Source organism: Lysobacter sp. Soil_C_15 (assembly GCF_057657315.1).
In genome coordinates, this window is record NZ_JBDGIR010000008.1 from 271,989 (window position 1) to 283,606 (window position 11,618).

Below are 11,618 nucleotides of genomic sequence, written 5' to 3' on the forward strand. Positions count from 1 at the left end.
ATCACGCTTTGCAGTTTTTGCTGTTATCCATAACACTGCAAATTCTGTGCCAACGGTCACTAAATTGCGCTTGTCCCAGTCATAAATCTGACACGAACCGGTAAAACGTTTACATCGTCAACGTCATGTGAAGGCGCACGGAAAAACGACGCTTTTCGGCCGTCGTTTGACATCGATATACATTGCGCCAAACGCTGCCGGTCGCTAATTGACCGTACACGTCAGTATCTTGGTTGCCGCTCGGGGAGCGGTAAGCCCCCTGCCGGAATTCCGGCCCTCTTCGATTAAGCTGCTTCAGGTATCCGGCGGCAGGTTCCGGTGGCGATATCGCGAAGCGCTCAGCCAAGGCTTGGCGTCGAGCCGGAAAAATATGTAGACGAATGTGCTTTTAAACTTGGCGACGCGACCACGGCGACGCCGGGTCGAGGCTCGGCCGCTGACCGGAGATAGGTAGAAGAATGCGCCGCGACCCCGCCAGCGGCGCTGACTGACGGATACGGCTCGGTCTAGCAGCCGCCCGCCTCCCACCGCAGCGGCAGGCGCACCGCAGCGGCGAAGAACGGACTGCCCGCTTCTGCCGGCGGGCGCACAGCCGCGACAAGCTCAGTCGACGGTGCAGGTCAGGGCGACCGTCACCGACGCGCCGTTGGCCAGCGTGCCCAGCGCCACTCCGCTTTCCAACTGGGCTAGGGTCAGTCCCGCCGGACACGCCGTGCCGGTGCAGCTCGGCGGCGACGTGCAGCTCAGGCCTTGGCGGCTGCCGGGCGGGTCGGTCAGGACCGCACCGGTGACCGCGTCGGGGCCATTGTTGGTGACCACGATGGTATAGGCCGTGGTCGCGCCGCGAGCCAGAGTGTCGGCCGGTTGATCGCTTGCACCCGATCCCGGCGTATTGGTCTTGGTGATGACCAGGTCGGCCAGCGGATTGCGGGTGTTGGTGAAGGTGCAGATCAGGTCGTCGCCGGCCGCCGCAGTCAGGTTGAACGTCGTGCCGCTGCCGCTAGGCGCCTGGCCGCCGGCCTGGGCGTTGGTGCAGGCATAAGTGGTGACGTAGCTTGCGAGGTTGGCGCCGGACGAACCCGTTTCCGTCAGCGTGTACGCCGCTCCGACGGTGGCCGGATTCAGTTGCGCCTCTTCGTTGGCGACGGTGCCGCTGCCGGTGGTGGTCGCGCCCGCCGGGCCGCCGGGCCCGGCGATGCTCAAGGCGAACTGATCGCCGTCGACGAAGCGACCCAATGGCAGCGCCTTGCGCAGGCGCAGCTGCGGTTGCTTGCTGTTGCTGAAGGTGCAGGTCAGATCGTTGCCGTCGTCGATCACCGAGGCCGGCACGGTCATCGTCGCGGTAGTACCGGCCGCCACTTCGGTGCCGCCACCGGTGACGCAGGACCAGCCGCTCAACAGCCAGCCGCTGGGCACGGTTTCGCTCAGGCTCGCCGGCTGGGTCGCATCGGCGACCGCGAACGCGGTCGAACTGCGCGGATTCGACACGGCCGTGTCCAGATTCAAGCTGGCCGGCAAGCCGTTGCTGCCCCCGGAGAATGCGAAGTTTGCGGTTCCGCCGACGCTGAGCTTGGCGACGGTGATGGTCGGCTTGCGCAGGTTGACGAACACGCAGTTGCCGACCGTACCCGGCACGGCGGTGATGTTGACCGTGGCCGTGGCCAGGTTGGTGCTGTTGGTGGTCAGGGTGCCGCTGGTCGCGCTGCAGCTGATCGAGGTCAATTGATAGCCGGCCGGAACGGTCTCGGTGATGTTGACCGTGCGGCTGACGTTGTTGGGCACGCTGAAATCGGCGTCGGCCGATCCGGTGCCGCCGCTGGTGGTCAGGCTCGGGGTCGAGATCGTCGTGCCGGAGGGACTGTCGCTGACCGTATAGCCGACCGAGGTATTGCCGCCGATCGCATTCTTTACCAGGGTCAGATCGACGTTCTTGACGTTGGTGAAGGTGCAGGTGAGGTTGGCGCCCGGCACCAGGTTGACGGTGATGTTGCCCAGCGTGGTCGCGTTGTTGGTGTAGTTGGGCGCGCCGACCGCGCTGCCGGGCGCGCCGCTGTTGACGCAGGCGATGTTGGTCAGGGTGTAGCCGGCCGAAGCCGGCGCGTTCTCGGTGATCAGGATGTCGCTGCCGACGGCGACGTTGGCGTAGGTCTTGGACACCGACGGCACGCTGGGCGGATTGGGGTTGGGCTGGAAGGTCGTATCGCTGATCGCGCCGCTGAGCACGAACGGGAAAGCGGCGCCGCCGCCGATCGCGGTCTTGGTGACGGTCAGCGTCGCCTGCTGGGTGTTGACGTAGGTGCAGGTCACCGTCTCGCCGGAGGCCAGGGCGATGCTGGCGACGCCGGTGCCGGTGTTGCCCGTGCTGTTGCCGGTGGGGTCGCTGCAGCTCAGGCCGGTCAGGTTCCAGCCGCTCTGCGCGGTTTCGGTGACGGTGTAGCTGCCCGGCTCCAGTCCGGTGAAGGTGCGCGTGTTCGACAGGGTGGCGTCGGCATCGTCGTCGAGACTGAAGGCGCTCAGGCCGGTGCCGGTCGCGGTGAAAGCGAAATCCTGGGCGCTGTTGGGCACCGCGTCCTTGACGATCACGATCGTGCCGGTCGGCGTGTCGGTGTCGGTGGCGCTGTTGTTGGCGGGCGTGGCGTCGCTGGTGCCGGCGCCGGCCGCGACGTTGGCGACATTCGCCAGCGCGCCGGTCGCGCCCGCGGCGACGGTGCCGATCACGGTGAAGGTGACGCTGCTGGCGGTGTTGCTGCTGTACGGCAGCGACGGAATCACGATGCCGCCGCCCTGCATCAGCGCCACGGTGGTGTTGGCCACGCTCGGGCAGACCCCGCCGCCGGTCGGGCTGCCGCAGGTCACCGAACTCACCGTGAAGTTCGGGATCGAGGGATCGGTGAACACCGCATTGGCGGCGCCGAACGGACCGGCGTTGGTGACCACGACGGTGTAGGTCCGTGCCGTGCCCGGAGTGTAGCTGTCGTTGGCCTGATCGCTCGGCCCGGAGGCCGGGGTGTTGGTCTTGGTGATCTGCAGGTCGGCGCCGAAGGTGATGTTGGCGGTGGGGCAGTTGGAGCCGTCGTTCGAGCTCGAGCCCGGGGCGCCGCTGATCAACGTGGCCGCGCCGGTGGTCAAATCGAACTTGTAGAAGCCGCTGGGCGGGTTGTTGCCGGAGCCGTACAAACCGTTCGGTGCGCCGTACATGGCGCCGAAGAAACCGGCCGGCAGCCCGTTCGGCACGCCGATGTTGGTCACCGCGCCGGTGCTCGGGTTGACCGACACCAACTGGCCGCCGTTGGTCACGCCGTAGAGCAGGCCGCCGACCCAGGCCCAGTCGGCGATGTTGATCGCCGCGCTCAAGGTGATCGGGGTTGCGCTCAACGTGGTCACGTTGATCGCGTACAGGGTCGTGCTGGCGGCGGCGTTGTCCTTGACGTAGAGGATGTTTCCGGCAGTGCCGAACGCGCCGCTGATATAGGTCGCCACCGGCAGGCCGCTGACCGCGCCTACCGGCTGGGCCGAACCATCCGCGCCGATCCGCACCAGGGTGTTTCCGGCCGGGTTGGTGATCAAGCCGTACTGATAATTGTCGGCAGGGTTGTAGCCGACCGCGTTATAGGTGGAGCTAGCGATGCCGATCGGATTGAAGCTCAGCGGATTGGCGTTGGTGTCGATCTGGTACAACGTGGTCGGCGTGGTGCCATTGGGCGACTGCTCCAGCCACAGGCGCGAATCGCAAGTGCCGAAGTTGGGCTGGGCGATGACGGTCAAGCTGGCATTGGGCGCGAGCACCAGATTGCCGATGGTGCTGCTGGCGTTGCTGGCGGTGTTGGTATAGGTGCCGCCCGCCGCCGCGGTGACGTTGACGGTCAGGGTGCAACTGGCGTTGACCGGCACCGTGAAGCCGGTGACGCGCACGCCGGTGTCGCCCGCGCCCAGCGCCCCACCACCGGCGTCCTGGAACACCGCCCCGGCGCAGGTTCCGGAGGTGGTGGCGTTGGCGATGGTCAGGCCGACCGGAAACGTGTCGGTGAAGTCCAGCGGCCCCAGCGCAGTCGCGGTGGCGGCATTGGTGCCGTTGGTCGCGTTGGTGTTGTCGATGGTGAAGGTCAGCGTGGTGGTAGTGCCCGACAGGATCGAGGCCGCGCCGAAGGCCTTGGTCAGCCGGGCGAGTTGGAACGATACCGACCAGGCCCAGCCATCGTTGAAGTTGATGGCCAAGTTACCGGGCGTAGCGTTGGTCGCGGTCCAGTTCTGCACCGGGCCGCCGGCGAAGCGGAAACTGCCACAGGCGCCGTTGGGGTTGGTGACGTTGTCGTTGGCCTCGCAGCCGATATTGATCGCGGGCTGCGGAGTCGCGTTGAAGGTCGTGGGCAGGGTCGCCCCAACAACCTCCATTTCGTTGTTCTTGACCAGCTGCACCGGAGTTATCGCGCTGCCTGCGATCGTGGTCCCGGACACCGAGTAGTTCGAGGAGTCCAGATTGACCAAATGCAGGATCGGCGCAATGACCGGTTTATTGAAGCTGAAGGCATGTGCGACTGAGGTCGGCGTGGTCGGGTTTCCAATGATGCATTGGCCGACCGATACGCTGCCCGCAGGCGGATCGGGTTCGATGAAGGCGGTTACATTGGTGCCTCCCAACGTGGTGTTGGCGGAGGCGTAGGTCGCAGCGCAGGGCACGGGCGTATTTGCGGTCGCGGTCTTGGTATAGGTCGCGGTCACTCCGTTGCCGAAGGTCAACGACATCGCGTCGCCATTGTTCGTCGTGCCCCCCGTGGCCGCGGTCATCCACTGGTCGGCCAGCGCATCGGGAGCGAACCCGATGGCCATGGCCAGCGCCAATGCCGCGCCGCGGCGAACAGCGCCGCGACGATTGCCCGATGACGACCCGCCCTTCATTCGTCTTACCTCTCGTACAAAACTGCAGCGCCCGTCGCCTGTGACGAGGCCTCTCGCCTCAGCAGCTACACGGGCGAAGTGCCTTCAGGCAGATACCTCCTGACCGTCAGTACGTCCCCAGCAAATTCAAGAACCAGCCCTTGTGGTCGTAATCGAAGTTGGTCAGGTCGTCGCTGAACTCGGTGAAGTTGTAGCCGACGCCGACGCGGAAGTTGCGGCCGATGTCGCGGTCGACGCCGATCAGGAAGCCGCGGCGTGTGCCGCCGTCCTTGACGTCGAGCCAGCGGTACTCGGCCAGCGCGTGCCAGGTTTCGGCGAACTCGTAGCGGGTCTGCACCGCGGCGAAGGTGGTCGCCGAGTCCGCCCACTGTCCGGTCAGGCGACCGTAGCGAACCTCGCCTTCGCGGCGCGCCAGCTTGCCGGCGAACTCCCAGTGGTGGTTCGGGTTATAGATGCCTTCCAGCGACAGCACCTGGGTCTTCTGGTCGTAGAAGGCGACGTTGTCGCCGACCTGCGGCAGCGCCGACACGTCGTACAGGTACGTGTACTTGCCCAGCAGGGCGTACTTGGTCGTGTTCCACGGCCGCCAGGCGAAGCCGACGTTGCCTTCGATGAACTTGGCCCCGGCCTGGGCGTTCAGATCGTCGGTGGTCTTGGAGTAGTTGAAGCGGCCGGCGACGCGGAAGCTCTCGTTGAACTTGTGGGTGATGTGGTTGGTCGTCACCCACTGCTCGCGCTGTTCGGCGCCGCGGTCCTCGCGCCACTCCAGCTTGCTCTGCCACTGGGTGTCGTTGGAGGTATGGCCGCCGCTGACGCTGACCGCGCGCCGGTCGACTTCGCCGATCGCCTTGTCCAGGGTCGCGCTCTGCAGGGTGAAGCCGATGTTCCAGCCCTGGCTGGGATAGAAATCCATGCCGAAGGTATGCGCCAGGCCGGACTCGTTCGGCGCCTTGAGGAACTGGCTTTCGTTGAACATGTTGACCTGGTTCGACAGGCGCCAGCGCTGGCCCAGGGTCCAACCGGAGTTCAGGCGGTTGTTGAACAGCGGGTCGTAGTCGGTGCGGTCGGTCGAATAGGTGTAGCTGCCGTAGATCGTGTGGTCGGGCTGGATCCGGTACTCGGCGTTGACCTGGGCCGCGTCGCCGCGGTCGCCGGTGGTCAGCTCGGCGCCGACGCTGGACAGGTTGCCGAACACGTACTTGCCGCCGAGGGTGAAGGCGTCGTTGTCGCGGTAGCGGCCGCCGTCGTCGTCCAGGGTCACCTGGGCGGTGCCGTACAGGTCGAAGCTGCTGCCGAATCGGTGCTTATACTGCAGCGCGCCGAGCACGCCGGCGGCGTCCAGGCCGTTGCGGTCTTCCTCGACCCGGCGGATTTCCGCCGCCCAGGTGGTGGCGTCGGTGATGCGCCATTCGCCGGTCAGCTGGGCCTGGGTCAGGGCGTCCTCGCCGCGGGTCGCGCGGCTGTAGCGGCCGTAGGGCTGAACTGGCCCAACACCTCGAAACCGCGTTCCTCGACCTTCTGGCCGATGTCGTAGCGCGAGATCGAATAGCCGGCATCGACCTGGCGCCACCAGGCGCCGGCCGACCAGTCCAACTGGGTCCAGCCCAGTTCCTTGAAGTTGGCCCGCGCCTCGACCGAGCTGGCGCTGCCCTCGCGGGCGCCCAGGCCGGAGTTGATCTCGCTGAAGCTCAGACCGCCGTTGTCGGAGTAGAAGATCGGCGCGCTGGTCGCTTCGGTCTTGCTGTGCTCGAGCTTGAGGTAGGTGCCGCGGCCGGCCTGTAGGGTCAGGTCGGCGCCCTTGAGGGTGTAGTCCTCGCCGGCGCGGTTCTCGTCGATGTAGGTGCCGCCGAGGGCGACGTGGTCGCCGAACCAGTGCTTGCCGCGGAAGCCCGCGGTGACCGAGTCGGCGTCGAAGCCGTTGGGCACGAACTCGTAGTCGACCAGCAGCACCTGGCTGTAGCCGTCCAGGGGCGCGTCGCGGGTCAGGGTCGGGATGTTCTCGCGGGTCACCTGGGCCAACGGACGGGTCAGCAGCAGGCGGCCCTGCATCTCGTCGATCTCGTAGTCGGCGCCGCGGATCAGGTCGATGCGGTTCTCGACCCGGCCGGTGGTGGCGTCGCGCACTTCCAGCACGACCTTGTCCGACCCGGGCAGCACGTCGGTGTGCTTGAGGTAGTACAGGCTGCCGCCGGTGCCGAGGAATTCGCTATGGCCGGGCGCGGTCTGCGCTTCCGAGCCGAACAGGCGCAGTTCGCTGCCCGGCTCGCCGAGCGCGGTGCTGCGGCGGCTGCGCCAGTTCAGCGCTGCGCCGTACAGCGAACGGCTGTACTGGCCGTACTCGGTGCCGGTGATGCCGGTGTCGTAGTTGCCCCACAGCGCCTGGCTCTTGTCCCAGTCGACCCGGACGTACAGCCGGCCCATGGTGTCGACGTCGCGGTAGGTGGTCGAATCGTCGCCGTAGACCGGGTAGTACAGGTCCGGGTCCAGGCGGCGGAAGATGTTCTGCGGATCGGCCTTCCAGAAGCCGTTGAACAGCTGCTCGACTTCGCGCTCGCGGGTGTCGGCCTGGGCGGTGACCAGGTACTTGCCCTTGATCTTGCCCTTCAGATAGAACGCCAGGCGGCCGTCGACCACCAGGTCCTTGTCGAAATGCTCGTCGCCGGCCAGCGGCTCGATCGAGCCGGAGGTGCTGCCCTTGGATGCGGTCAGGTCGGCGATCGCGACCGCGAACATGTAGCGGCCGCTGACGTCGAGGTCGAGCGTGTGCTTGATCTCGCCGCCCTCGCCCTTCATCACCAGGTCGTACTGATGGCGACCGACCGGCTCCAGGTACTCGGCGACCAGCTTGCGCTCCAGGTCGACCGGGAAGCTGCGGCCGTTGATGGTGACCGCGTAGTTCTCGGGGATGTTGCGGCCCTGGATGCGGATGCGCGAACCGTAGATGCCGATGTTCTGCTGGCGCAGGGTGCTGCTGCCGAAGGTCGATTCGGTCAGGCTGCGGCGCTGCGCCTCTTCGATGCCCAGCGAGGTGCCGTCCTTGCGCTCCATCGCGTTGCGCAGGGTCTGCAGGCCGCGCTCGGCCTCTTCCGGACGCACCAGTTGCATGCGCTGCGGAAAGGTTTCGTCGACGCTGCCGTCGGCACCGTAGGCGCGCACCAGGTACAGCAGTTCGTCGCCGGCACGAGCGGCGTAGCCGGCCGGCAGGCTGCCGTCCCATTCGACGTCGCTGACCGCGCCGACCGGCAGTTCGACCTTGGCCAGCGGATCGACCAGATCGGTGTCGGTAGCGCGGTAGATCAGCACTTCGGCGCGCTGGATGAACGACGAGTAGTTGTTGTAGGCGTAGAAGCGCACCGGCTTGAGGATCCGGGTGCCGTCGAACGAGACCAGGCTGGTCGCGCTGATGTTCATCTCCGGCCGGCCGAGGGTGGGATCCTCGGTCGCCCAGATCACCCCGCCGTTGGGCAGGCTGACCGACCACTTGCCGATCGCCACCGCCTTGCCCGGCTGCTCCATCGCCACCGAGACCCGGCGGTCGGGCTGCAGCGCCTCGGACGAGGACCGCTTGTCGGTGCCCTCGGTGACCGGCTTGCTGTAGCTGCGCGTGCGCAGCTTGAACAGCAGGCCGTCCTCGCCGCTGCAGGCCGCCTCGGTGCACTGCACCGTTCCGGCGGCGCTGGGCTCGGCCTGGGTGGCGGCTTGCCCGGACTCCTGCGCGGCCGCGAGCGGGGTCGCCCCCGCAAGCAGGCTGATCAGGGTGTAGTCCAGCAGTTTCATCTTCATCTTCATGATCCGCCCCCTCAGTTCCGCTTCACGCCGACAGGGGCTGTCGGATCGTTACTGGACTCGACCCGCACCTTGGCGCGAACCTCGGGGCTGAGCCGCTGAGCCAATGCGTCGTAGACCGCCTTGGCGCGTCGCATGCCGAGCGCGGTGTTGTACTCGTAGGAACCGCGCACGTCGGTGTGGCCGACGATGGCGATGACGCCGCCCTTCATGCTGTCCAGGGCCTTGGCGACCTTATCCAGCAACGGCTCGAATTGCGGCTTGATGGTCGACTGGTCGGTGTCGAACAACACCGTGCCGAGCAACGCACCGCCCTCGCCCAGGCCGACGATCAGCGAATCCGGATCGTCGGCGTTGCCGCGCACGCTGACCTTCAGCGCCTGCGCCACATCGGCCGGCAGTTGCTTGACCAGCGCGTCCTTGACCGCGCTGGCGCGGTCGAAGGCCAGCGACTGCGTATCGCCGTTGGCGACGATCACCACTTCGCCGCCGCGGTGGCGCTTGACCTGCTCGGCCATCTTCTCGACCGCCGGCAGGTACTGCGACCGCACTTCGGCGCTGCCCGGGGCGAAGAAGACTTCGCCCAGTTCCATCTCGACTTGCTCCTGGCCGCCTTCGATCAGTCCGGCCGGCAGCTTGACGCCCCAGTCGAAGCGGACCGGCAGGCCCGGAGTGACGCGACGGACCAGCGGGTTGTCGGTGGTGAACACGCTGCCCGGCGGCAGGGTCGAGGGATCGACCTTGAGGATGAAGTTGCGGCCGCGCTCCAGGGTGCCGACATCGACGCCCTCGAGGTGGTAACGGCCGAACTGGTCGGTTTCCATCAACAAGCCTTCCACCGAGGCGATGCGCACGCCCGGGATGCCGCGTTCGTCCACGCCGGCGTTGCTGACGACGTAGTCGACTACGTAGCCGCCCTCGCCCTGGCTGACCCGACGTTCGACGGTCGGCGCCGCGCCGGTGAGGTTCTTGGCCGCATCGCCGCTGCGCTCGATCCGGGTGGTGCCGGCCGCATCCATCCGCACGGTCACGCCCTGCTTGGTGGTCAGCTTGAACTCGTCGTTGAAGCTCAACGCGTTCAGGCGCTGACGGATCACCACGCTGTGGGCCGAGACCGGATCGGCGTCGGACTGCCGACCGGCGATGCTGCCCAGGGCGATGCCGTGCAGCATCGGCGAGCTCGCATCCGGCTCCGGCTTGGGACCGGCGCCGCGATCGACCGTGGTCGAATTCGCCACGTAGGCCTCCGGCGCGAAGCCGCCCTGGACCTTGACCTCGTCCATGGCTGCGCTGTCCTGCCAGCCGTCGCCATCGCGGTCGTCGAACACCGTGCCCACGATCAGCGACTCGTCGAGCAGCGGATCGGCGATCAGCTGGACCTCGGCGGTGGCCACGTTCGAGACCACCTTGCCGTTGTCGCGCATCAACGCATGATTGGCGTGGATGCCCGGCCGCACGCCGGCGCCGACCCGCAGCAGGTAGGTGAACGTCGCCCGCTCGCCGGCGGCGATGTCGACCTGGTCGACCTGGATCGGATAGGTGCCGACCAGGCGGCCCGCGCCGTCGCGATCGGCCACGCTCAGCGAGCCGTCGACGAAGCTGAAGCCGGCCGGCGGCGTATCGACCAGGGTCGCGTCGATCGCGTCGACGGTGCCGGTGTTCTCGACCGTGACCGTGTAGCGGACCAGGTCGCCGATCTTCACGTCGCGCGGCGAAGCCTGCTTGATCACCCGCAGGGTCGGCGGCGGCGCCACCGTGGTGCTGGTGGTGCAGCTGCCCTGGCAAGTCGGGTTGTCCGTGCCGGTGCCGACGACGGTGTTGTTCACCGTCTCAGCCGCCTGCGCGTTGACCCGCGCGGTGTAGGTCACCGTGTAGTTGCCCGGCACCGTGCCCGCCGGCAGCGTGCACACCAGCGGGTTGGCCGCGTTGCAGGTGTAGCCGGCCGAACCGGTCACCGCGACGAAGTCCAGGCCCGTGCCCAGCGTGTCGGTCAGGGTCAGGGCATTGCGCGTCGGCGCGTTGCCCACGGTGGTGGTCAGCGTGTAGGTGATCGTGTCGCCTTCCGCCACCGGACCCTGGGTGCTAGCGGTCTTGTTGTAGGTCACCACCGGCGGCGCGACTTCGGTCACCGTGGCGCAACCGGCGGTCGAGCAGCTCGGCGCATCGGTACCGGTACCGACCACCGCATTGTTGACGGTGCCGCCCGCCTGGCCGTTGACCCGCGCGGTGTAGCTCATGACGTAGCTGCCCGGCACCGTGCCGGCCGGCAGCGTGCACACCAGGGGATTGGCCGCATTGCAGGTGAACGCACCGGCGTTGGTCACGGCGACGAAGTCCAGGCCCGAGCCCATGGTGTCGGTCAAGGTGGTCACGTCGGTGGTCTGCGCGTTGCTGACCGTCACCGTCAAGGTGTAGGTCAGGGTGTCGCCCACCACGACCGGACCGGTGGTGCTCACCGTCTTCTCGTAGGTCACCGCGGGCGTGGCCACCGGGGTGGTGGTGCCGCAGTTGCTGGTGCAGCCCGGATTGTCCGTGCCGGTGCCGACCACCGCGTTGGTGACCGAGCCGCTGGCCTGGTTGTTGACCGTCGCGGTGTAGCTGACCGAGTAAGTGCCCGGGACCGTGCCGGCCGGCAGCGTGCACACCAGCGGGTTGGCGCTGTTGCAGCTGTACTGGCCGGCGCTGGTCACGGCACCGAAGGTCAGGCCGGTGCCGAGGGTGTCGGTCAGGGTGACGGCATCCAAGGTCTTGCCGCCGCTAACCGTCGTGGTCAGGGTGTAAGTGATCGTGTCGCCCACCACCACCGGGCCAGCGGTGCTGGCCGTCTTGGCATAGCTCACCGAAGCAGGCGTCACCGGTGTGGTCACCGTCGTGGTGCAGGCCGGGTCGGTGCTGCCCGCCGGGCAGGCCGGGCTGGTCGACGTCGCGGTGTTGCT

Annotated in this window: 3 protein-coding genes; all 3 read right to left on the reverse strand. The window is 67.2% G+C overall.

Translation table 11 applies throughout. The annotated features are described in order from the left end of the window. Positions 1-603 precede the first annotated feature (603 nt). Positions 604-4,827 (reverse strand): prealbumin-like fold domain-containing protein, encoded by a 4,224-nt coding sequence (locus AC3A57_RS18735; RefSeq protein ID WP_487580296.1) that lies wholly within the window; start codon positions 4,825-4,827, stop codon positions 604-606. Between the two features lie 1,500 nt (positions 4,828-6,327). Next, positions 6,328-8,685: a hypothetical protein gene (locus tag AC3A57_RS18740; protein WP_487580297.1), complete on the reverse strand. Its 2,358-nt coding sequence runs from the start codon at positions 8,683-8,685 to the stop codon at positions 6,328-6,330. 11 nt (positions 8,686-8,696) lie between these two features. After that, positions 8,697-11,618 (reverse strand): isopeptide-forming domain-containing fimbrial protein (locus AC3A57_RS18745; RefSeq protein WP_487580298.1); only part of this gene is annotated, 2,922 nt, incomplete at its 5' end.